At 67.4% G+C, this 22,118-nt stretch carries 20 protein-coding genes; 13 read left to right on the top strand and 7 right to left on the bottom strand.

Going from position 1 to position 22,118, the window contains the following annotated elements; translation table 11 throughout:
• The 8 genes from ACESL5_RS06915 to ACESL5_RS06880 form a co-directional block, all read left to right on the top strand.
• A partial coding sequence (locus tag ACESL5_RS06915; protein WP_372592045.1) for a helicase C-terminal domain-containing protein occupies window positions 1-193 on the top strand: 193 nt, incomplete at its 5' end.
• 202 nt (window positions 194-395) lie between these two features.
• Window positions 396-2,969 carry a putative bifunctional diguanylate cyclase/phosphodiesterase gene (locus ACESL5_RS06910; RefSeq protein WP_372592044.1) on the top strand — a complete coding sequence of 858 codons (2,574 nt, stop codon included), beginning with the start codon at window positions 396-398 and terminating at the stop codon, window positions 2,967-2,969.
• Between the two features lie 87 nt (window positions 2,970-3,056).
• A complete protein-coding gene (folD, locus tag ACESL5_RS06905; protein ID WP_372592043.1) occupies window positions 3,057-3,917 on the top strand; it encodes a bifunctional methylenetetrahydrofolate dehydrogenase/methenyltetrahydrofolate cyclohydrolase FolD in 861 nt (286 codons plus the stop codon).
• Between the two features lie 10 nt (window positions 3,918-3,927).
• Window positions 3,928-4,590, top strand: a complete 663-nt coding sequence (gene rnt, locus ACESL5_RS06900; protein WP_372592042.1) for a ribonuclease T — start codon at window positions 3,928-3,930, stop codon at window positions 4,588-4,590.
• Window positions 4,591-4,883: 293 nt separating this feature from the next.
• Window positions 4,884-5,813 carry a metal ABC transporter solute-binding protein, Zn/Mn family gene (locus tag ACESL5_RS06895; RefSeq protein ID WP_372592041.1) on the top strand — a complete coding sequence of 310 codons (930 nt, stop codon included), beginning with the start codon at window positions 4,884-4,886 and terminating at the stop codon, window positions 5,811-5,813.
• A 46-nt stretch (window positions 5,814-5,859) separates the two neighbouring features.
• On the top strand, window positions 5,860-6,666 hold the full coding sequence (locus tag ACESL5_RS06890) for a metal ABC transporter ATP-binding protein (RefSeq protein ID WP_372592040.1): 807 nt from the start codon (window positions 5,860-5,862) through the stop codon (window positions 6,664-6,666).
• Window positions 6,666-7,871, top strand: a complete 1,206-nt coding sequence (locus ACESL5_RS06885) for a metal ABC transporter permease (RefSeq protein WP_372592039.1) — start codon at window positions 6,666-6,668, stop codon at window positions 7,869-7,871. Before ACESL5_RS06890 ends, ACESL5_RS06885 begins: the two co-directional genes overlap by 1 nt.
• Window positions 7,871-8,797 carry a metal ABC transporter permease gene (locus ACESL5_RS06880; RefSeq protein ID WP_372592038.1) on the top strand — a complete coding sequence of 309 codons (927 nt, stop codon included), beginning with the start codon at window positions 7,871-7,873 and terminating at the stop codon, window positions 8,795-8,797. Before ACESL5_RS06885 ends, ACESL5_RS06880 begins: the two co-directional genes overlap by 1 nt.
• 25 nt (window positions 8,798-8,822) lie before the next feature.
• Here the strand turns inward: ACESL5_RS06880 and ACESL5_RS06875 are convergent, their stop codons facing one another.
• The gene (locus ACESL5_RS06875) at window positions 8,823-9,662 is read right to left on the bottom strand and encodes an HPP family protein (protein WP_372592037.1); all 840 of its coding nucleotides are present in this window, start codon (window positions 9,660-9,662) and stop codon (window positions 8,823-8,825) included.
• A gap of 201 nt (window positions 9,663-9,863) precedes the next feature.
• Here ACESL5_RS06875 and ACESL5_RS06870 point away from each other — a divergent pair, with 201 nt between their 5' ends.
• The 4 genes from ACESL5_RS06870 to ACESL5_RS06855 are packed head-to-tail and all read left to right on the top strand — an operon-like array spanning window position 9,864 to window position 12,090.
• A complete protein-coding gene (locus ACESL5_RS06870) occupies window positions 9,864-10,178 on the top strand; it encodes a hypothetical protein (RefSeq protein WP_372592036.1) in 315 nt (104 codons plus the stop codon).
• A complete protein-coding gene (locus ACESL5_RS06865; RefSeq protein WP_372592035.1) occupies window positions 10,160-10,744 on the top strand; it encodes a YiiX/YebB-like N1pC/P60 family cysteine hydrolase in 585 nt (194 codons plus the stop codon). The genes ACESL5_RS06870 and ACESL5_RS06865 overlap by 19 nt, the downstream gene beginning before the upstream one ends.
• 50 nt (window positions 10,745-10,794) lie before the next feature.
• On the top strand, window positions 10,795-11,430 hold the full coding sequence (locus ACESL5_RS06860; protein WP_372592034.1) for a class I SAM-dependent methyltransferase: 636 nt from the start codon (window positions 10,795-10,797) through the stop codon (window positions 11,428-11,430).
• A gap of 6 nt (window positions 11,431-11,436) precedes the next feature.
• The gene (locus ACESL5_RS06855; protein ID WP_372592033.1) at window positions 11,437-12,090 is read left to right on the top strand and encodes a DUF1614 domain-containing protein; all 654 of its coding nucleotides are present in this window, start codon (window positions 11,437-11,439) and stop codon (window positions 12,088-12,090) included.
• 141 nt (window positions 12,091-12,231) lie between these two features.
• Here ACESL5_RS06855 and ACESL5_RS06850 read toward each other — a convergent pair whose 3' ends face one another.
• From ACESL5_RS06850 to ACESL5_RS06830, 5 genes are all read right to left on the bottom strand, one after another.
• Entirely contained in the window at window positions 12,232-13,503 is a 1,272-nt protein-coding gene (locus ACESL5_RS06850; RefSeq protein ID WP_372592032.1) for an O-acetylhomoserine aminocarboxypropyltransferase/cysteine synthase family protein, read from the bottom strand.
• Window positions 13,504-13,584: 81 nt separating this feature from the next.
• The gene (locus ACESL5_RS06845) at window positions 13,585-14,241 is read right to left on the bottom strand and encodes a YrbL family protein (RefSeq protein ID WP_372592031.1); all 657 of its coding nucleotides are present in this window, start codon (window positions 14,239-14,241) and stop codon (window positions 13,585-13,587) included.
• A 23-nt stretch (window positions 14,242-14,264) separates the two neighbouring features.
• Window positions 14,265-15,272, bottom strand: a complete 1,008-nt coding sequence (locus ACESL5_RS06840; protein ID WP_372592030.1) for a 2-hydroxyacid dehydrogenase — start codon at window positions 15,270-15,272, stop codon at window positions 14,265-14,267.
• 75 nt (window positions 15,273-15,347) lie between these two features.
• On the bottom strand, window positions 15,348-17,546 hold the full coding sequence (locus ACESL5_RS06835) for a tRNA(Met) cytidine acetyltransferase TmcA (RefSeq protein ID WP_372592029.1): 2,199 nt from the start codon (window positions 17,544-17,546) through the stop codon (window positions 15,348-15,350).
• 35 nt (window positions 17,547-17,581) lie between these two features.
• Window positions 17,582-19,156 (bottom strand): inorganic phosphate transporter, encoded by a 1,575-nt coding sequence (locus tag ACESL5_RS06830; RefSeq protein ID WP_372592028.1) that lies wholly within the window; start codon window positions 19,154-19,156, stop codon window positions 17,582-17,584.
• Window positions 19,157-19,296: 140 nt separating this feature from the next.
• On the opposite strand from ACESL5_RS06830, the gene recQ reads away from it, so the two are divergent.
• Window positions 19,297-21,102 carry a DNA helicase RecQ gene (gene recQ, locus ACESL5_RS06825; RefSeq protein ID WP_372592027.1) on the top strand — a complete coding sequence of 602 codons (1,806 nt, stop codon included), beginning with the start codon at window positions 19,297-19,299 and terminating at the stop codon, window positions 21,100-21,102.
• Window positions 21,103-21,120: 18 nt separating this feature from the next.
• On the opposite strand, the gene ACESL5_RS06820 is transcribed toward recQ, so the two are convergent.
• Window positions 21,121-21,798 carry a hypothetical protein gene (locus tag ACESL5_RS06820; protein ID WP_372592026.1) on the bottom strand — a complete coding sequence of 226 codons (678 nt, stop codon included), beginning with the start codon at window positions 21,796-21,798 and terminating at the stop codon, window positions 21,121-21,123.
• Window positions 21,799-22,118: the final 320 nt, after the last annotated feature.

The following is a 22,118-nucleotide window of genomic DNA, read 5'->3' as shown; positions in this document are numbered from 1 at the left end:
CATCACCCTCAAGCAGGGGGTGGGGCGCCTGATCCGCGACACCGGTGACCGCGGTGTCATGGTGCTTTGCGATCCCCGGCTGCAGACCAAGGGCTACGGGCGACAGATCCTCGACGCCCTGCCGCCGATGCGGCGAACCCGTGACGGGCGCATCGCGCGCGACATGCTGCTGCCGGCGGAAGTCGCCGGCTGACCTCCCCCGGGCTGTCCCCGATACCCGAGCGTTTCGCTCCGTTGCCGCCGGATGGCGGCCTCCCTACCATCGACATATCTTCACGGGCGCATGTTCCGGTGGCGCTTCCCGCCGGAGCGTGTCCGTCACCTGATGGATCATGGCCCCGCCGGGCCGCCGACGCCGGCCCGGCGGGCATCCTGCAACATGGATTCGTTTGCCCATGCGTACGATCAAGTCGTTCATCCTCGGCATGTCGCTCCTGGTGTCGCTGCTGTTCTTCGGCGGCGCCTACCTGCTGGTCTCCTCCATTTTCAACCAGTCGGTCCAGCAGGGCGCGATGCGCGATGCCGACATCCTCGCCCGTTCGACCTTCAGCTCGATGTACCAGCTGATGAGCACCGGCTGGTCCCGCGAGCAGCTCGAGGATTTCGTCGCCGCCAACCGGGATGCGCTCGACGGCAGCGGCTACCAGCTCGAGATCTTCCGCGGGCCGGTGGTCGCCGCGCAGTACGGGCAGGTCGAGCAGGAGACGATGGACGACACGGTGGTCGCGGCCTTCGACCGCGGCGAGACCGTCGAGACCGCCGCCGAGCACGAGGTGCGCTACACCTTCCCGCTGGTCGCCGAGGACAAGTGTCTCGCCTGTCACGCCACCGCCGAGGCCGGAGACGTGCTGGGGGTGATCGACGTCTCGCAGGACTTCTCCGGCACGGTGGCCGAGACCCGGGAGAACTTCTTCTTCTGGCTGGGACTGCTGGCGCCGCTGCCGGTCATCGGCGCGTTTCTGATCACCCTGTTCGTCAACCGCCGGATCACCCGCTCGGTGCGGCTGCTCGAAAGGAACGCCGAGGAGGTCAACCGCGTGGCCGACCTGCGCCGGCTGTCGCTGGACGACGCGGATCTCGGCTTCGACGAGCTCAATCGCGTGTTCCGCAGCTTCGGCCAGGTGGTGGACAAGTTCCGCTCCGTGGCGGTCGACCGCGACCTGCTCGAGTTCGAGATCAAGCTCCTGGAGAAGTTCATCATCACCTCCGAGGTGGTGCGCGACTGGCACGACTACATCTGCCGGTTGATGACCGACATCAACGAGGTGATCGACACCTACACCCTGTTCTCCATCTTCAAGGTCGACGACGAGCTGTTCGACCTCGACGTCTTCTGGCGGACGCCGCCGGCCGACTCGAGCAGGCGGATGCTCGAGCGCGAGGTGCGCGAGCACATGGACCGGCACCCGACCCTCGGCGATGCCACGCTGGTCCATGTCAATCACCACGTCGCCGACCCGGAGGGGGCGGAAATCGAGCTCGACGAGTCCGAGGTGCGCGTGCAGGTGAAGTCGCTGCTGGTCGACTCGCCCAAGATCGGCGGGATCGTCGGCATCGGCGTGCAGGCGGAGGTGGTCAACGACGAGACCCGGCTGCTGGTGATCGAGAGCGTGCTCTCGACGCTGCTCAACGTCGTCGGTTCGGTCAAGGCGATCTTCAAGTACACGCGCGACCTGGAGTACTACGCCACCCGCGACCCGCTGACCGATTTGTACAACCAGCGGGTGTTCTGGGAGTTGATCTCCTACGAGATCGAGCGCGCCGGCCGGCACGAGCAGAAGTTCTCGCTGTTGCTGCTCGACCTGGACAATTTCAAGCTGGTCAACGACAGCTACGGCCACGCCTTCGGTGACGCCTTCCTCAAGACTTTCGCCGAGGCGGTCGGCAAGGGGCTCAAGCGCGGCGACATCTTCGCCCGCTACGGCGGCGACGAGTTCGTCGTGGTGCTCCCCGAGACCGATCTCGAGCGGGCCTGCGTGGTGGCGAACCGCGTGCTGGCCATGACCGACCGGATCGCGCTGTCCGCGCCGGACGGCGAGTCGGTCACGGCGTCGGCCTCCATCGGCATCGCGGTCTACCCCGACCATGCCGCCGAGCCCAAGGACCTGTTCCTGTTCGCCGACAACATGATGTACAAGGCCAAGGCCGAGGGTAAGGCGAGGGTGGCGGTGCCCAGCGAGGAGGACGTCATGGACGTCTTCCGCTCGATCAGCGAGAAGGGGCTGACCATCCAGCGGGCGGTCGAGGAGCGGCGCATCGTGCCGTATTTCCAGCCGATCCTCTCCCTCGACAGCAACCGCGTGAAAGCCGTCGAGGTGCTCTCGCGCATCGACCTGGGCGATTCGGTCATGGGCGCCTCGGAGTTCATCGAGATCGCCGAGAAGATGGGCGTGATCGACCGCATCGACTACATCGTGATCGAGAAGGCGCTGACCGAGATCCGCGCCGTGGAGTTCGACGGCCTGGTGTTCGTCAACCTCTCGCCCCGGGCCCTGGTGCTGGCGGAGTTCATTCCCACGGTGCGTTCCATCGTGGAGACCGCGGGCATCGACAAGGCGCGGATCGTGTTCGAGATCACCGAGCGCGACACGGTCAGGAACATCCACGTGCTGGAGACGTTCGTCCAGGAGCTGCGTCTCGAGGGCTTCAAGTTCGCCATCGACGACTTCGGCTCCGGGTTTTCCTCCTTCCACTACCTCAAGCACCTGCCGGTGGACTTCCTCAAGATCGAGGGCGATTTCGTCCTCAACCTGCTCGACGATCCCCGTGATCGCGCCTTCGTTCGCCTGATCGCCGAACTGTCCCGCGAACTCGGCATCGAGACCATCGCCGAATTCGTCGAGGGCGAAGAGGTGCTCGAGCAGGTCCGCGAGCTTGGCATCGACCATGCCCAGGGGTTCCTGATCGGTCATCCCCGTCCGCACCCCGATGCCCCCAGGCGCAGCCGGCGGCGGCTCGAACCGGCGTAGGGCGGTGGGTGTCCCCGCGTCGGCTCGATTGAGTCCGCCCGGGGTGCATGCGACAATCACGCCTTTCCCGCACGTGATGCATGCCCCATGACTGCAAGACTCCTTGACGGGCGAGCCGTTGGCGCCGCCGTGCGCGCCGGGCTGGCCGAGACCATCGCCGCCTACACCGAGAACGGCCATCGTCCGCCCGGGCTGGCGGTGGTGCAGGTGGGCGGGGATCCGGCCTCGTCCGTGTACGTCGCCAACAAGCGCAAGGCCTGCGCCAAGCTGGGTATCGCCTCGTTCTCGCATGACCTCGACGAGAGCGTCACCCAGGCGGAGCTCGATGCCCTGATCGACGAGCTCAACGTCGACGAGCGCGTCGACGGTATCCTGGTGCAGTTGCCGCTGCCAGAGCATCTCAGTGCCGACTCGATCATCGAGCGTATCGATCCGGACAAGGACGTCGACGGGTTCCACCCGGCGAACATCGGGCGGCTGGCCATCCGCCGCCCCGGCCTGCGTCCCTGCACTCCTTATGGCGTGATGCGCCTGCTCGACGAGACCGGGCGGGATCTTCACGGCATGGAAGCGGTGGTCGTGGGGGCCTCGAACATCGTTGGTCGTCCCATGGCGCTCGAACTGCTGCTGGCCGGAGCGACCGTGACCGTCTGCCACCGCTTCACCAGGGACCTGGCCGATCATGTCCGCCGCGCGGACCTGGTAGTGGTCGCCGCCGGCAAGCCCGGGCTGGTCAAGGGCGAGTGGATCAAGGAGGGAGCGATTGTCATCGACGTGGGCATCCATCGGCGCGAGGACGGCTCGCTGTACGGTGACGTCGACTTCGAGGCCGCCGCCGATCGGGCCGGGTACATCACCCCGGTGCCCGGCGGGGTGGGGCCGATGACGATCGCCATGCTGATGCACAACACCGTCACCTCCTGGCGCGGCCGCCTGGATCTGGGTTGAGCCGGTCGCCATGAGCGCAGAGCGTACCGAGCAGGAAACCCCCAACATCGCGCGCCGCTTTCGCGGCTTCGTGCCCGTGGTCGTGGACGTCGAGACGGGCGGGCTCGACCCGCAGGGGCATGCCCTGCTGGAACTGGCGGCCGTGCTGCTGGAGGTCGACGAGCACGGGCGGCTCTATCCCGCCGAGGAGGTCGCCGTCTCGGTGCATCCCAGTGCATTGACGGTGGTCGACCCTGTCTCGATCAAGATCCACGGTATCGACCCTTCCGACCCCGAGCGCGAGGCCATGGAGGAGCGCGCCGCCCTCGATGCGTTCTTCCGCCCGATCCGTCGTCAGGTCAAGGCGCTCAACGCGCGTCGCGCCATCCTGGTGGGACACAACGCGCCGTTCGACCTCTCCGTGGTCAAGGCTGCCTGCGAGCGCACGGGCTACAAGCGCAATCCCTTCCATCCGTTCTCCACGCTGGACACGGTCACCGCGGCCGCGGTGGCCGTCGGGGAGACCGTGCTGGCCAAGGCGGTCACCGCTGCCGGTTTCGACTGGGACAACAGCCGGGCACACGGTGCACTCTACGATGCGCAGAAGACCGCCGAGTTGTTCTGTCACATCATCAACAGCCTCTCGACCGAGACCGGTCAGGCCGCCTTGCGGGTCCGCGAGCCCAAGCTCTGAGTGCCGCGGCTTCGACCGCTCCGTTCTTCCTCTTCTCCTGATTCCGCCGGGCCGGTGGCTCGATCGCGGGCCGGCTCTGTTGCCTGCCGTAATCGAGGCACAGGGGCGTGGCGTTGGAGTGTGGTTTCTGCCGCTATTGACTTGGGAGTGGGTTAGGCGATAGGTTTCCCTGAAAGTTAGTCAAGGCTAATCCTGCTTCCGGACCGTGTTGGCCGGGGCAGGGCACACATCGGAATCAAAGGATATCGGCAATGGGAACGGGTTCGCTGGCTGCGTGTTGGCGCGGGATATTCATGTCTCTGGCCGGCCTGCTGTGCCTTTCCGGCGTGGCACAGGCCGGTGAGCGGCTGAGCGTGGTGGCCACCACCGGCATGATCGCCGACGCGGTACGCGAGGTCGGCGGCGACCGGGTGGAAGTCCGGGCGCTGATGGGATCGGGTGTCGACCCGCACGGCTATCGTCAAACGCGTACCGACATCGTGGCGATGACCCGTGCAGACCTGGTGCTCTGGCACGGCCTGTACCTCGAGGCGCAGATGGAGGGCTTTCTCGAGAAGCTTGCTCGCCGCCAGTCCGTGGTTGCCATGGCGGAATCCCTGCCGACCGACGACCTGCTGTCGCACGCGGAGTACGATGACCGGATCGACCCGCACGTCTGGATGGACCCCGACCTGTGGTCGCGGGTGGTGCTCATCGTGCGCGATGCCCTGATCGAGGCGAGCCCGGACGATGCGGATGTGTTCCGCGACAATGCCGACCGTTTCCGCGCCGATCTCGCGCAGTTGGCCGACTATGCCCGCCGGGTCACGGCCACCGTGCCCGACGGAAGTCGCGTGCTGCTGACGGCCCACGATGCTTTCGGCTACTTCGGCCGGTCATACGACTTCGAGGTGGTAGGCATCCAGGGCATCTCGACGCAGTCGGAGGCCGGTCTCTCGCGTATTCGTACGCTGGTCGACCTGCTGGTCGAGCGCGACGTGCAGGCAGTGTTCGTGGAGAGCTCCGTGTCCGATCGCAATATTCGCGCGCTGATCGAGGGGGCGGCCTCCCGGGGGCACGAGATATCGCTCGGCGGGGAGCTGTTCTCCGACGCGATGGGGCCGGACGGGTCCTACGAGGGCAGTTACATCGGGATGATCGACCACAATGTCACCACGATCACCCGTGCCCTCGGGGGCGAGGCACCGGCAGGCGGCATGCAGGGCCGTCTGGCCGGCCACTGAGTGATGCCTGTTGCCGCGGCAGTTGGCCGTGAAAGGATGAGATTGGATGCTTGATGCACTCAGAAGCGCCACCCAGGGTACGAGCCGTCTGCCGGAGCTGGTGGACAAGCCGCTGGCGGTCCGTGGGCTGACGGTCGCCTACGGACAGAAGCCGGCCGTGTTCTCGCTGGACATGACGGTGGAGAAGGGCTCCATGACGGCCATCATCGGGCCGAACGGCGCCGGCAAGTCCACCAGCCTCAAGGCGATTCTCGGGATCATTCCCCGCCTGTCCGGCACGGTGACGGTCTTCGGCGAGCCTTTGGCGCGCGCGCGTCACCGGATCGCCTACGTCCCGCAGCGCGCCACGGTGGACTGGGACTTTCCCACTCGCGTGATCGACGTGGTGCTCATGGGCATGGCTCGCGAGCTCGGCTTGCTGGGGCTGGTGCGCGATCGCCATCGCGGCCGGGCACTCGACTGCCTCGACCGGGTGGGGATGAAGGACTTCGCCGACCGCCAGATCGGGCAATTGTCCGGCGGCCAGCAGCAACGGGTGTTCCTGGCCCGGGCGCTGGCGCAGGGGGCCGACCTGTATCTGCTCGACGAGCCTTTCGCCGGCGTGGACGCCGCCACCGAGCGGGCCATCGTCGAGGTGCTCAAGTCACTGCAGGCCGAGGGCCGTACCGTGGTGGTCGTTCACCATGACCTGTCGACCGTCAACGACTACTTCGATCGTGTCCTGCTGATCAATGTCCGCAAGGTGGCCGAGGGACCGGTGGCCGAGGCGTTCACCGAGGACAATCTCCAGCGCGCCTACGGCGGCCGTCTGGCCACCGCGCAGATCGATCAGTTGCAACTCGGTGGCCATTGATGCTGCTCGAGGCCCTCACCCTCCAACTCGGCTATAACGCTACCCTGGTCGCCGTTGGCGCCGGCCTGCTGGGGCTGGCCGCCGGGGCATCCGGTACCTTTCTGTTCCTGCGCAAGCGGGCGCTGGTCTCGGACGCCATCAGCCATTCGACCCTGCCCGGCGTGGGCCTGGCGTTCATCGTGATGGTGGCCCTCGGGGGAGAGGGGCGGAATCTGGTCGGGCTGCTCGCCGGTTCGGCGCTCACCGCGGCGCTAGGGCTGCTGGCCATGCACTGGCTGACTCGCAATACCCGCCTGTCCGAGGATGCGGCAATCGGTGCGGTGCTTTCGGTCTTCTTCGGTTTCGGCGTCGTGTTGCTGACGGTGATCCAGACGATGTCGGCCGGGCGGCAGGCGGGGTTGGAGGAGTTCCTGCTCGGGGCCACCGCCGGGATGGTCTACGGCGACGCGGTGCTGATCGCCGTGGGGGGAGCGCTGGCGGTCTCGCTGGTGTACCTTCTGCGTCGCCCCATGACCATGGTGGCGTTCGACCCGGGCTTCGCCGCCTCCGCCGGGGTCAACGTCCGCCGGGTAGATCTCGCGATGATGGGGCTGGTGCTGGCGGTGACCATCATCGGGCTCAAGGTCGTCGGTCTGGTGCTGATCGTCGCCCTGCTCATCATCCCGCCGGTGACCGCCCGTTTCTGGACCGAGCGGACCGAGCGCGTCGTCTGGATCGCCGGAGCCCTCGGCGCGATGGCCGGGTTCGTCGGTGCCGCCATCTCCGCCACGGCTCCGGCACTGCCCACCGGGCCGATCATCGTCCTCACCGCGTTCGCCCTGTTCGTGCTCTCCCTGCTGCTGGCGCCGGGACGCGGCGTGGTGGCGGCCGGACTGCGCCATCGGCGGCAGCAGCGACGGATCCACCTGCGCCAGGGGCTGCTGTCGCTGGCCCGGGACCAGCCCATCTACGAACGCTACACGCTGTCGCTGCTGGTCCGTGAAGGGCTGGCCCGGCCCGACGGGGTGGCTACCGAGAAGGGCCGGGAGAGGGCGGCGAAGGCCTGCCGGGACGAGGCGCGCTGGGCGATCGCCCGTCGCCTGCATTCGCATGAATCCGTGGCGGCACGTTACGACGGTCTCACCCCGATCGAGGAGTGGCTGACCGATGACGAGATCCGTGACATCGATCAACGGATCGCACACGACTGCGGGATGAGCGGGTGATGGGTAGCGAATTCGTCATGCTCTCGCTCGTCCCGCTGCTCATCGGGGTGCTGGCGGCCATCGCCTGCGCCCTGCCGGGCAACTTCCTGGTGCTGCGTCGTCAGGCACTGATCGGCGACGCGATCAGTCACGTAGTGCTGCCGGGGATCGTCGTGGCGTTCCTGCTGACTGGCGTTGTGAGCTCGATCCCCATGATGCTCGGGGCAGCGGGGGCGGCCATCGTGGCGGTGGTGCTGATCGAGACCATCAAGCGCCTGGGGCGTATCGAGCCGGGAGCGGCCATGGGGGTGGCCTTCACTGCGCTGTTCGCCGCGGGCGTGCTGCTGCTCGAGCAGTCGGACACCTCGTCGGTGCACCTGGACGTCGAGCATGCCCTCTACGGGAACCTGGAGAGCCTGATCTGGGTGGAGGCCGAGGGCTGGGGGTCGCTGCTCGACCCGGCCGCACTGGCGGGCCTGCCGCCGGAGCTGCCGCGCATCGCCATCGTCTGTCTGGGCGTCCTGCTGTTCACGCTGTTCTTCTGGCGACCGCTCAAGATATCCACCTTCGACGAGGACTTCGCCCGAGTGCTGGGCATGCGCACCAATGCCATCGGGCTCGCGCTGGTGATCGTGGCTGCGGTGGCCGCGGTGGCGGCGTTCGACGCGGTGGGCTCGATAATCGTGATCGCCATGTTCATCTGCCCGCCGGCCGCCGCGCGCCTGATGACCAATCGGCTGGAGGTCCAGGTGCTCTGGTCGGTGGCCTTCGCCGTTTTCTCGGCGGTGATCGGCTACGTCCTCGCCGGCCACGGGCCGCTGTGGTTCGGTGCGGACGACGCGGTCAGCGCGGCCGGCATGATCGCCACCGTGTCCGGCATCGTCTTGGCCCTGGCCGCCCTATACGGCCCGTACCGCAAGCGCAGCGGGGCCCCGGCCGAGGGCTGAGTGGCAAGGCCCTGCCGGCCGGTCGTTACTTCCCGTCCGGGGGACTGACCACGTTGAGCGTGATGCGGCCATGGGCATCTCCTTCGTCGGTGCGCTCCAGCCGCTTGTGGATGGTGAGATTCTCGCCGGCATGGGCTTGCACGTAACGCTTGCCGATCGGGACCTGCAGGGCGGAATTGTCCTGCGTGGCGTGGGTCATCGCGCGGCGGGCGATGGCATCGAGCTCGGCCGGGGTGATGTCGACCACCACGTTCAGGTCCTGGATGGCGGCCTGCAGATGATCGCTCGACAACGGCGGGGCCGGTGGCTCTTCGAACCGAGCCAGGCCGATCGGGTAGCGCCGCCAGGGAAAGGGATAGTTGGCTGCCACGGCTACCACGAAGATGATCAGGGTGTTGGCCAACACGGGGATGACGACGAACCCGTACCCCAGATCGTGCACCGCCGAGCCGCCGATCACGGCCACCAGAGCCGTGGCCCCGCCGGGCGGGTGCACGCAGCGCAGCCACTGCATGGCGGCGATGGCACCCCCCACGGCGACCCCTGCAGCGAGGGACGGATCGGCGATCCACTGGGCGGCGCTTACGCCGACAATCGCCGAGACGGCTTGCCCCCCGAAGACAGGCCAGGGTTGCGACAGCGCCCCGTGCGGCACGGCGAACAGCAGCACGGCCGCCGCACCCATCGATGCCACCATGAACACCGCGGCAAGTGGGCCGGCCACCCAGGCGGTCAGCGTGTGGACCGCGTAAATGCCCACCAGGGCGGCGATGCCCGATATGGAAATTTCGCGCCACCCGACCCGCGTCGTGGGTGGGCCGATGAGCTGTCTCACCCGTGTGAGGGACGATCGCAGTACGTCCATTCTTTGGCCTCGTCGGTTGAAGGGGTCGCCGGATTCTACCGGTCCGGAAGCCGGGTGCATGAATCCGGTGGCGAATGGCCCTGGATCAAGGTGGAAGGGGGGGTGAGTTCCCCGTCTCCGGCTCACTGTCAGGCGGGTTGCGGGGGCGGGCCGGCGCGATAGACTGGGACCCCCCGAAACAAGGCAGAAGGAGAAAATCGGATGCAGCAGACGAAGACAGGGATGGTCCTGGGACTGGCCGCGGTGGCCGCGGCGATCTGGGGGCTGACGGGGTGTTCGAGTCCGAAGGCGGATTTCACGTCGGCCTGCGTCGAGAACTCGAGCGACGAAACCGGTTGCCAGTGCATGGCCGACCGCCTTGAGAGGAATCTCGACGATGACCGGTTCGGCAGGCTCGCGGAATTCATGGTCGCGGAGCAGGGAGATGTCAGCCAGTCCGAAGCGGCGCAGGTGCTCGATGATGGCACCATGCAGGAACTGCTGATTGCCGCCAAGCAGTGCGAAGCCGACCTCTGAGGGCAATCCTTGCCCTGATTCTCGGTCTTGCGGCCGGAGTCGCGTCCGCCGACGAACTGCGAACGGGAGACATCGTGCTGCTGGGCAACGACAGCGCCTGGGGCTTCGTCGCCCGGCGGTTCGCCGACGGGGACAGCCGCTGGAGCCATGCCGGCATGGTCATCCGCGACGGCAAGGGGGTCGCCGTGGTACACATGGATGGTTCGCCGTTGGGCGGGAGAATCCGGCGCGAGTCGTTCGCCGCGTTCACCGGGCAGGCCCGGTACGTCCGGGTGGTGCGCCCTGCGCTCGATGCCGGAAAGCGCGCGCGGGTCGGCGAGTGGCTGGATATTCAACTGAGGCGAGGCACGCCGTTTGACACGAGCTTTCGACTCGACGACCACCTGGCCATGTACTGCTCCGAGCTGGTCTGGCGCGCGCTGGAGCAGGTGGCGATGACGCCAGGGAGTGACAGCCTGCCGAGCCTGGCCGGCCGGGACTACGTGCCTGTCGACCGACTCGCTACCCTCGGGCGTGTCCTTGACGAAGCGTCGCGCCCGTCGTCTCTCGTCGCCGGGACACGTTGACTGTCCCGCGAACGCCCTGTCCCCCCACGAAAGACCGAGGAAATGCGCCCATGGCCAGAGAAGCCTCTTTCGAAGCCCATCACCAGCGCTATGAAGCGTGGTTCGAGCATCACGAGGCCGCCTATCTCTCCGAACTGCTCGCTCTGCGGCCGTTCGTTCCCTGGGAGGGCGAGGGTCTGGAGATCGGTGTTGGCAGCGGTCGGTTCGCCGGGCCGCTGGGCGTGAAGGTGGGTGTCGACCCTTCACCGGCCATGCTGGGATACGCGGCCGAACGCGGCATCGATGTGGTGGAGGGGGTCGCGGAGGGCCTCCCGTTCGCGGCGGGCCGCTTCGACCACGCCCTGGTGGTCACCACCATCTGCTTCGTCGACTCGCCCGCCGCGATGGTGGCCGAGGCCCGCCGCGTGCTTCGGCCGGGCGGTCGGCTGGTGATCGGGTTCATCGACCGGGAGAGCACGCTCGGCCGGCATTACACGGCGCACCAGCACGAGAGCGTGTTCTACCGGGACGCCACCTTCTACTCTGCCGACGAGGTGGCCGGCTTCCTCGAGGACGGCGGCTTTCGCGTTGACGCCTGGGGGCAGACCCTGGCCCATTCGCTGGCCGAGACGCGGGACATCGAGCCCCTGCGGCCCGGGCGCGGCGAATACGCCTTCGTGGTCGTCTTGGCGATCCGCGGAGACTGAAGGGCGATGCCGGGCGGCCCGTTCCTGTTCGCCCTGTTCGGGCTGGTATTTCTTTTCGTCCTGATCCAGGTCGGGGCGCTGCAGATCGCCTTCGACAAGCTCGGGCTCGACCCGGAAGCGGGAATGACGCTCCTGTTCGTCTCGTTGCTGGGCAGCCTGGTGAACCTGCCCCTGTTCCGCATGGAAGCCGAGGAACCCGACGAACCGCCACCCGAGCCGTTTCGCAGCCTGCTGAAACACCGCCAGATACCCTTCGAGGGGTACACGACGGTGGCCGTGAACCTGGGCGGCTGCCTGCTGCCGCTGACGTTTTCCGCCTACCTGGTGCTCAACGCCGGTGCGGCAGCGTTCGACTACCTGCTGGCCGTGGGCACGGTCTCGGCCGTGTCCTACTACGCCAGCCGTCCCGTGCCGGGGCTCGGCATCGGCATGCCGATCATCATCGCGCCGCTGGCAGCCGCCATGGCCGGAATCGTCATCGACCCGGAGCACAGCCCGGCACTGGCGTACGTGGGCGGCACGCTCGGCGTGCTGATCGGGGCCGACCTGCTGCGCCTGAAGGACATCCGCAAGATGGGCTCGCCGGTGGCGTCCATCGGCGGGGCGGGGACCTTCGACGGCATTTTCATCACCGGCATCATCGCCGTGCTTCTCGCCTGAGACGGCCGTTTTCCTGTGGGAGTTTCCCCTTAGCGCGAAACGCGCCGACAGGTGCGTGTCCCCGCTACGAGAGCCTCGGCGGCCTAATGGATGGGGACACCCGCTGGTGCGGCTTTAGCGGGCCCGGCCCGCTCATAGACCTCAGTGCGCGGCATTGAGCGCCTGGTCCAGGTCCTCGATCAGGTCGTCGACGTGCTCGATGCCGATCGACAGGCGCACCATGTCCGGCGGCACCCCGGCTGCGCGCAGTTCCTGGTCATTGAGCTGGCGGTGGGTGGTCGAGGCGGGGATGGCCGCGCAGCTCTTGGCATCGCCGATGTTGACCAGCCGCAGGATCAGCTTTAGCGCGTCGTAGAATTTCACGCCCGCCTCGCGGCCCCCGTTCAGTCCGAAGCTGAGGATGCCCGAGGCGCGACCGTCCATGTACTTCTGCGCCAGGCGGTGGTCCTTGTGCTCGGGCAGGCCGGCGTACTGCACCCAGCTGACCTGTGGGTGGCCCTCGAGGAATTCGGCGATTTCCTGAGTGTTCTCGCAGATGCGGTCCATGCGCAGCGAGAGCGTCTCCAGCCCTTGCAGCAGGTTCCAGGCGGATTGTGCCGACAGGGCCGCGCCGGTGTTTCGCAGCGGCACCACGCGGGCCCGGGTAATGAAGGCGGCCTGGCCGACGTCGTTGGTGTAGCTCACGCCGTGGTAGGAAGGATCGGGTTCGATCAGCAGCGAGAAGCGCTCCGGGTGCGCGGCCCAGTCGAAGTTGCCCGAGTCGACGATCACCCCGCCGAGCGTGGTGCCGTGGCCGCCGATGTACTTGGTCGCCGAGTGGATCACGATGTCGGCGCCAAAGTCGATGGGCTTGAGCAAAAAGGGCGTGCCGACGGTGTTGTCGACCATCAGCGGCAGGCCGTTGCGATGGGCGATATCGGCCAGTCGCTCGATGTCGGCGACGCTGCCCGAGGGGTTGCCGATCGATTCGCAGTAGATCGCGCGGGTGCGTCCGTCGATCGAGGCCTCGATACCGGCGAAGTCGTCCTTGTCGTGGAAACGCACCTCGATGTCCTGGCGGGGCAGGGTGTGGGCGAACAGGTTGTAGGTGCCGCCGTAGAGCTCGCTGATCGAGATGATGTTGTCGCCGGCCTGGGCGATGGTCTGGATCGCGTAGGTGATCGCGGCCATGCCGGTGGCCGTCGCCAGCGCGCCGATGCCGCCGTCGAGTGCCGCCACGCGCGCCTCGAGCACCCCGCAGGTGGGATTCATCATGCGCGAGTAGATGTTGCCCTGGACCTTGAGGTCGAACAGGTCGGCGGCGTGCTGGGCGTTGTCGAAGCTGTACGAGGTGGTCTGGTGGATGGGCACGGCCACGGCGTGCTGGTCGTCCGGCTCGTAGCCCGTGTGCAGGGCGATGGTTTCGGGGCGCATGGTTTCCTCCCTGTGTTTTCCGTACGGAGATTAGCAGGGAACCGCTGGACGCGACTGGGAGCGGTCACCCGTGCCACGGGGTCAATCGCATTGTCGCAGCGACTCGATCTCCTCGCGGAGCTGGCGGATCTTCTTCCGCTTGTAGAGGCGGTTGAACCAGGGGCTGACCGCGCGGATCGGGATGCCGGCGCGATCGCCCAGCCCGTCGATCATCACGAAGTGCCCGTCCGGGTGCCGGGCGAGGTTGTCCGTGGAGAGGTCGTTGATCAGCACGTTCGAGGCCAGCGCCCAGTCGAAGAAGGTCTCGAGCGCCTGCTGCTCGCGCTCGCCATAGCGCCCGGTTTCCAGCAGATCCTGAAGAGTGGGGGCCAGATCGCCGTTCTCGTCGAGCACGGCCTCGACCAGGAGCGCCGCGCCCATGTCGGTGTCGACCACGCCCAGGATGTTCTGGATGTGAGGGCACGGTGCCAGCCGGCCGGGGTGCAGGGCCCGCGAGACCAGGTGCTCGATCATCTCGCGGGCGAAGGCCCGGTGATGGCCGATGCGCCGACGCTTCTTGTAGAAGGTGTCGCGACGGTCGTGGCGCTCGATGAAGCGAGGGTTGATCACCTTGACCAGTACCCTCGGGTCCTCCGGGTGGCGGAAGACGAGCTTCTGCGCGCCCTGGGCGATGGGCTCGAGGTGCGAGAGCTGTAGCGGGGTGATCAGGTCCATGGGCATGCCGGCAAAAGGGGGCATTGTAGCGCCCCGGCGGGGTCGGGTCAGTCGGCCTGCAGGTCGGCCGGCGTGATCTCGCGTTCGCAGGCCGCGCCGGTTTCGATGCAGGTCAGGTTGGCGACGGTCTGCCGGGCGATCTGTTCGAGCGCGTCGTGTGTCAGAAATGCCTGGTGGCCGGTGATCAGTACATTGTGAAAGGTCAGCAGCCGGGCGAACGTGTCGTCCTTGAGGATCTCGTCGCTGCGATCCTCGAAGAACAGCGGTCCTTCGTGTTCGTAGACGTCGATCGCCAGCGCGCCGACCCGTCCGCTCTTGAGTCCGTCGATCACGGCCAGCGTATCGATCACCCCGCCTCGTGCGGTGTTGACGAGCACCACGCCGGGCTTCATCGCCGCGATCGCCTCGGCATCGATCAGGTGGTGGCTTTGCTCGGTCAGCGGGCAGTGCAGGGCGATGATGTCCGACTGGTCGAGGAGCGACCCGAGGGAGGTGTATTCCACGCCCATTTCTCGGCAGGCCCGGTTCGGAGCCGGGTCATGGGCGATCACCCGTGCTCGAAAGCCCTGCCCGAGGATGCGGGCGAATGCCGTGCCGATCCTGCCGGTGCCGATCACCCCGACCGTCTTGCCGACGACGTCGAAGCCGGTCAGGCCGTGCAGGGCATAGTTGCCGTTGCGTACTCGGTCGGCGGCACGGTGGACATGTCGAATGACGGCCATCATGAGTGCCACGGCGTGCTCGGCGACCGCGTGGGGCGAATACGCGGGGACGTGCACGACTCGCATGCCGGTCTCATCGGCGGCGTCGAAATCCACGTGGTTGCAGCCAGCGCAGCGAAGCGCGATGACCTCGCAGCCCTCGCGGGCAAGCGTATGGATCACGGTCGCGTCGAGGATGTCGTTCGTGAATACGGAGACGGCCCGGTGCCCCTGGCATCGATGCGCCGTTGTTTCGGTCAGGCGTTCCTCGAGGTAGGTGATCTCGTGGTCGTGGTCGAGTGCCTCGAATGCCTCCCGTTCATAGGGTTTGGCGGAGAAAAAGGCGACTTTCATGATCGGCTTTCCGTGATTGTCGAGGGGGTGCCTGTCGGGCTGCGGTGATGGTGCTCCGAACGGGGCCGTCGGTCATTATTGCCGAATTCTGCGATCGCCGCCTCTGGCATCCCCGGGCTCGAGGGCGGCGAGCACGTGACGCAGGGATCGCCGGCATTGTCGGTCGATGGCCGGCCGCCCGTCGAGCCCGAAGCCGGCCGCCAGGTCGAGCATCTCGCGCAACTGCAGGAAGCGGGCGACCAAGAGGGCGCGCTGTTGCTCGTCGACCCTCGTGCGGACCTCGGAGCTTCCCAGCGCGACACTCAAAAAGGTTCTCAGCGCCGGCAGGGCAGCATCGATGGGGTGGCGACGCAGCGCGCAGGCCTCGATCTGCGCCCAGTCGGCGGGTGGAGGCGCGACTGGCACGTCCGTGGGGGTGTCGAGCAGGCCTGCCAGTAACCGCGGATCGGTGGTGCGTAGGGGGCCGGCGGCCAGCACGGGCAGCCGGGTCTGAAAGCGCCTGGCCGAGTGATCGATCGCCAGTTGCCCTCGGGCATTCAACCCACGCGCCATGACCAGCGATTGTCGCCCCGAGGAGTGGTCGCGATGCTGGCCAAGATGCAGGGGAGTCAGTCCCTGCGCCAGCCAGAAGTTCAGTAGATCCGTTTCCACGCCGAAACTGACTCCGAGAAAGTCGAGCCCGTCCTCCGCGGCCCGCTCGGTGATGCCCCGGACGATCCGGGTGCCCAGCCCGGCCCGTCGGGCGGCCGGGTGAACGGCGATTCGCTGGATGCGTCGACCGCGCAGTCCCGTCCATCGCGGTTCACCGGCATGGGTCGCCATCGTTTGCGGCAGCAGGTGACCCCGGACCCGGCGTTCGCCGGCGAACACCGCCTCGGCCAGATCCGGGGGCAGTCCGCCTTCATCCTGCGTCAGGGCCGTGGCGAGTACGTGCCCGTTCGAGCGACCCTCCCAGACCGTGCTGGCGGGGACGTCAAGCATCTGGCGCAGGTCCCGAGGTGTGGTTCGGTAGTGGGCGGTAACCAGCAGCCCGAACAACTCGGCGAGCCGGCGCTCGTCCGCTATCAGTTCGGCCGGAGGCACCGGCCGGATGTCGGCCGTGGTGGTCGCGTCGATCGCCTCGTCAGGTGCCGGATCGGCATCGAGGAGAAGGAACCGGTCGACCAGCGCCTCGAGCGGGTCATCGGGTGCCCAGCGGATCGGGGTGGTGAGCGTCAGTCGCCGCACCGAGACGGCCAGACGATCGAGCAGTGCGGCAAAGCGAATGGCAAAGCCTCGCCCGGTGCCCTCGTAGCCATGCTCGGTGGTCGAAAAGACGACGCGCGGGTAGCGATGGAACAGGGATTCGAGCATCCCGGCGGGCAGGGCGGCGGCCTCGTCGATCAGCAGCAGCCGGGCCTGCGGGGACTGATCGATCAGCACGTCCGGTGGCACGAAGCGCAGGCGGTTGTCACCACACCTTACATCTCCGTCGTTGGTCGCCGAGATCCCGGCCTGGCGGGCCGCCTGTTCGAACAACGGCTCGACCGCCGCTCGGCGAGGTGCCGTGACCAGGACGTCGCCCAGCCCCGCGGCGAGGACGCGTGCGGCGGCGATACCCAGGGCCGAGGACTTGCCTCGGCCACGGTCCGAGCGCAGCACCAGCGGTCGCCTCGGACGGCCCCGGGCCACGGCCAGGATCTGGTCGACGGCCTTGCACTGGTCGGCCGTGCGGCAGCCCTCGTCATCGGCAAGCGGAGATGCCGAGTCGTCCGGGAGCGGCCTGGGCGGCGGTGGCAAGGGCCGACCTTCGGCAATACGCCATATGCGGGGCTCGGCTTGCAGGCAGTCTGCCATCCGTTGCACGAAGGCGTTGCCGGCGTCGCGATAGGACAGCGGGTAGGGCGTGATGCGGGCGAGTTCCGGGTCGGCCCGTTGCGGCCAGTCGTCCAGCGGCGGGGTGAGCCAGAGCATGCGGCCGCCACCCCGGGGCAGGCCGGCGGCGGCGCCCAGCGCGTCGGGATCGATCCCCTCGAGGGCGTTGAATACCAGTTGCCCGCATTCTCCACCCAACGACTCTCGGGCACGCCCGAACGTCAGTGAGCGTTGCCCCGCCGGAGCATCGGGGCCGATCCACAGGGTGTCGTTATCCGCCAGCGACCGGGCGCATTCCAGCACCCAGTCGGATGATCCGCTGATGACGATCGGCAGGCGGTGCCGAGCCGAGCGCCATGCCGGCATCGCGGCCTCGACGGCGGCGATCAGGTCGGCAGGGTGGCAGGGTGTGGCAGGCATGCCGGCAGTGTATCGCCTTCACGCCGCCCGGCGGTTCATCCGGGCATGAGTCCCTGCATGAGATAGAAGAAGACGGCCGCGAGGATGGCTGCAGCCGGGACGGTGATCACCCAGGCGGCGACGACCTTGAGTACCAGCGAGCGCTTGACCAGTTCGCGCTTGTAGATCTTCTTGAGGTCCTTGCGTTGGCGCTTGCTGATGTGGGCCTCGCGGCGGGCGTTCTTGTCCTTGAGATCCTGGAGCATCTGCTCCTTCTGCTTGAGCGAGGCGGAGCGGAAGCGTTCCAGGTACTCGCGTATCACCTCGTCGTCGTCACCCTCCGGATGAAGATCACGGACCTGCTGCTCGATGCGGTCGTAGTTCGACTTGAGGTACTCGCGCAGAAAGCCGACGCCGAAGACCGCACCGATGGTCACGTGGGTGGTCGAAACCGGCAGGCCGAGCTGCGAGGCGACGATTACCGTCAGGGCCGCGGCCATGGCGATGCAGTAGGCCCGCATCTGGTCGATGTCGGTGATCTCGTGGCCGACCGTGCGGATCAGCTTCGGGCCGTAGAGGGCCAGGCCAACAGCAAGACCCAGCGCCCCGATCCCCATGATCCACAGCGGGATGGCTGCCTTGGCGGCCGTGCCGGCCTCGGTCAGGGCATCGTTGATCGCGGCCAGCGGACCGACGGCGTTGGCCACGTCGTTCGAGCCGTGGGCGAAGCTCAGGAGGGCGGCGGCGAAGATCAGCGGAAGGGTGAACAGGCGGTTGACGCTCGCCTTGCTGTTTTCCTCCATGCGGTCGGCGGCACGGGCGACCAGCGGGCGGACGGCGACGAACACGATCGCCGCGGCGACCAGCCCGATCAGGACGGCGCCGGAAAAGGGGATCTCGACGACCTTCTTGACTCCCTTGATCACGAGATAGGTGGCGAAGGCCCAGGCCATCAGCGCGAGGAACCAGGGCACGCGCCGCTTGGCCGCGGCGATCAGGTCGCCCTGGTAGGTGATGCTGCGCTTGATGAGATAGAGCAGGCCCGCGGCGATGAGCCCGCCCAGCAGGGGTGAGACCACCCAGCTGGCGACGATCTGGCCGACCGTGCCCCAGTTGGCGATACCCCATCCGGCCGCCGCGATGCCGCCGCCCATCACGCCGCCGACGATCGAATGCGTGGTGGAGACGGGAGCGCCGAAGGCCGTGGCCAGGTTCAGCCAGATGGCCGCGGCGAGCAGGGCTGCCATCATCAGCCAGACGAAGGTCATCGGGTCGCCGATTTCCGCCGGGTCGATGATGCCGCCCTTGATGGTGGTCACCACGTCGCCGCCGGCGATGATGGCCCCGGCGGACTCGAATATCGCCGCGATGGCGATCGCCCCGCCCAGGGTCAGGGCCTTGGAGCCCACGGCGGGTCCGACGTTGTTGGCCACGTCGTTCGCGCCGATGTTCATGGCCATGTAGGCACCGATCACCGCCGCCATGACCATGACCAGGCTGACGTGCCCCTGGGTCAGGTAGGTGAAGGCAGCCACCGCGATGACGAACAGCAGTGCCCAGCCGAAGCGGTACATCTCGCGGCGGCTCGGACGGGTCGCCTTGTCGAGGGCGTCCATATTGTCGAGGTCCATGCAGGTATTCCTGTCACGTTGTCATGGTTCGTGTCGAGAATTGCACCCTAATGGACTTTTGTTAAGGCGTCCATCCGTTCGGTCCCTGGAACCGCGCCTTCGCCACTTGCATTGCGACGTGATTCTGGCCCAATAGCGCCATGCAGGGCACACCAAGAGACATACTCAGGAGCGTTTTCGGCTTCGACGATTTCCGTTCGCCGCAGGACGCGGTCATCGAGACGGTCGTCGGCGGTCGCGACGCGCTGGTACTAATGCCCACCGGCGGCGGCAAGTCGCTGTGCTACCAGGTGCCGGCGCTGGCCATGCCCGGCACGGCGATCGTCGTGTCGCCGCTGATCGCCCTGATGCAGGACCAGGTCGCCGCCCTTCGAGAACTGGGCGTGGCCGCCGCCTTCCTCAATTCCAGTCTCTCGGCCGACGAGGCCAGGGAGGTTTTCCGCCGCCTGCACGCCGGTGAACTGGACCTGCTCTACGTCGCCCCCGAGCGGTTGATGATGCCGGGCATGCTCGAACGGCTGGCCGAGGTGAACGTCAACCTGGTGGCAATCGACGAGGCGCACTGCGTCTCGCAGTGGGGGCACGACTTCCGGCCGGAGTACATCCGCCTGGGCGAGCTGGCCGACCGGTTTCCCGGCATCCCGCGCATCGCGCTGACCGCCACCGCCGACGAGGCCACCCGCGAGGAGATTGTCGGCCGGCTGCGGCTGGACGATGCGCGACGGTTCGTCTCCGGCTTCGACCGGCCCAATATCCGCTATCGGATCAGCCAAGGGGCTGGCGGCAGCCGCGATCGCCTCCTGCGCTTCATTCGCGAGGAGCACCCCGGGGAGGCCGGCATCGTCTACTGTCTGTCTCGCAAGAAGGTCGAGCAGACCGCCGAGTGGCTGACGAAGCAGGGCCTGGTCGCGCTGCCCTACCACGCGGGGCTCTCCGCCGAACACCGTCGCGAGGTGCAGGAACGCTTTCTCGCCGAGGAGGGGGTGATCGTGGTCGCGACCATCGCCTTCGGCATGGGTATCGACAAGCCCGACGTGCGCTTCGTCGCCCACCTGAATCTCCCCAAGAGCATCGAGGCCTACTACCAGGAGACCGGCCGGGCCGGGCGCGACGGCCTGCCTGCGGATGCCTGGATGGACTACGGCCTGCAGGACGTGCTCACCCTGCGGCAGATGATGGCCGGTTCCGAGGCCGACGAGCGCATCAAGCGCATCGAGCGCACCAAGCTCGATGCGATGCTCGGGCTGACCGAGATGACTACCTGCCGCCGCCAGGCCTTGCTGGCCTATTTCGGCGAGACACTGGCCGAGCCCTGCGGCAACTGCGACAACTGCCTCGAGCCACCGGAGACCTGGGATGCCACCGTGGCGGCGCAGAAGGCCCTGTCCTGCATCCATCGCACCGGCCAGCGCTTCGGCGTGAACTACCTTGTCTCGGTGTTGCGCGGCGAGGCCGATGACCGCATGCGCCGTTTCGGCCACGACCGGATCTCGACTTTCGGCATCGGCACCGAGTTGTCCGCGGCGGCCTGGCGCGGGTTGTTCCGCCAGTTGATCGCCCGCGGGCTGATCGCGGTGGACGCCGAAGGCCATGGCGGCCTGCATCTCGATCCCAGTGCGCGCGCCGTGCTGCGAGGCGACGAAGCCCTTCGCCTGCGACCGGAGACGAAGCGGGCGAAGACAAAGCGTCGCGAGCGGTCCGGGCAGGCTCCGGTCCCGGCCGAGGATGAACCGCTGTGGGAATCCCTGCGTGCCCACCGAAAGCGGCTTGCCGAGGAACAGGGCATCCCGCCGTACATGGTGTTCAGCGATGCCACCCTCAAGCACATGCTGGAGGTCCGCCCGTCAAGCCTCGAGGAAATGGCCGCGGTCTCCGGCGTCGGCGAGCACAAGCTCGAGAAGTACGGCGAGGGATTCCTGCGGCTTTTGGCGGCACACGACGGCTGAATCCCCCGCACGGAGGAATCAGGGCGATTCGAGCAGGCCGGCGAGCCGTTGGCGGTCGTCAGTGGTCAGCCAGACCGAGTCGGGCGCTGCCATCAGGGCCTCTGTCGGCACGGTGCCGTCTTCCAGCAGGTCCGCCGCCGGGCGGCCGTAGTAGCGAGAGAGCAGGTCGAGGTTGCCGTAGATCCAGTCTTCCGGGGCGCCCGGAAAGGCGCTGGCGGTGATGCTGCCGACGTGCGCGAGATTGATTGCGCCGCCGTGCAGTACGCCGTTTCGCCAGTAGGCATCGTCTCGATCCGGCGGTCGGCTGGATTCGAGGATGAGCATGTGGGGATAGGCTCGCTTTGCCGGGTAGGGGTGGCTTTGCGGGGCCGGGTAGGGGACGACGTCAAGCAGCCGGTACGACTGCCCTTCCTTGAGGAAGGAGCCGTTGAAGGAAAAGATCGAGACATGCACCGGCTTGCCGATCCACGTCTTCAGCCGCTCGACCAGGCGGGCGTAACGTGGTCCCGGCCACAGGTCGCCACTGATGGCCTTGTCCTCACCTCGCTGCACCTCGGCCGGCGGATTCGTGCCGGTCGAGGACGCTCCCGGCCCCACGGGGTCACGGAGCGGGGCGGAGGTCCCTCGACGCTCGTCCTCTGTCTCGTGTCGGGAGGTGGCGGTGTCGTCCCGGGTCGGCTTTGATGGCTGCTTCATCGACCTCTCCCGCGTTGTGATCGATTTTCGACGTTTCCCTTGAACAATTGCAGATCCGGTTTCCCGGATCAACTGCCAGCTAGCCCGTTGCGCGGCCTTTTCGACTTGCCGTTTGTCGCAACGGGTGCTGGATTCCGAATACTGTATTTATGTACATTATTCGTATGAGTGCCCATGCCGAGTTGTCCGCCCGTTCCAATTTCAGCTTCCTGGCCGCCACTCCCGACCCCGAGCGGCTGGTCGAGGTGGCGGCCACGCGCGGCTACGCCGCCATCGCGCTGTGTGACGAGTGCTCGCTCGCCGGGGTGGTGCGGGCCCAG

Origin of the sequence: Guyparkeria sp. (genome assembly GCF_041687595.1) — a bacterium.
Taxonomy (GTDB): Bacteria; Pseudomonadota; Gammaproteobacteria; order Halothiobacillales; family Halothiobacillaceae; genus Guyparkeria.
The sequence above is the reverse complement of the archived record's forward strand: the minus strand, read 5'-3'. Positions and strand labels throughout refer to the sequence as shown.